Source organism: Paraburkholderia sp. EG286B (assembly GCF_040965655.1).
GTDB lineage: Bacteria > Pseudomonadota > Gammaproteobacteria > Burkholderiales > Burkholderiaceae > Paraburkholderia.
Map to the genome: position 1 here is coordinate 1 of NZ_JBFRCF010000204.1, position 323 is coordinate 323.

At 58.5% G+C, this 323-nt stretch carries 1 protein-coding gene; it reads left to right on the forward strand.

All coding sequences use genetic code 11. From position 1 onward, the window contains the following. The coding region (locus tag AB4Y42_RS44425; RefSeq protein ID WP_368697921.1) for a group II intron maturase-specific domain-containing protein at positions 1 to 323 on the forward strand (323 nt) is incomplete at both ends.

Here is a 323-nt window from a genome sequence, read left to right on the forward strand (position 1 = left end):
CTGGCGTGTCGAAAGATGTGCTGGAATCCCGGGTGCTTCCGGCAGTCAGGCAGTTCATGGCGACTCGGGGTCTGGAGCTCTCGGAAGAGAAAACCCGGATCACGAACATAGCAGCGGGTTTCGATTTCCTTGGCCAGAACGTGCGCAAGTACGACGGCAAGCTGCTGATCAAGCCAGCGAACAAGAGCATCAAGTCGCTGCTTGACAAGGCCAGGGGAATCATCAAGGGCAACGCGAGCGCCACGCAGGAGGCGTTGATACGCCAGCTTAACCCTGTGATCCGGGGATGGGCCCAGTATCACCGTCACGTCGTGTCGAAAGTG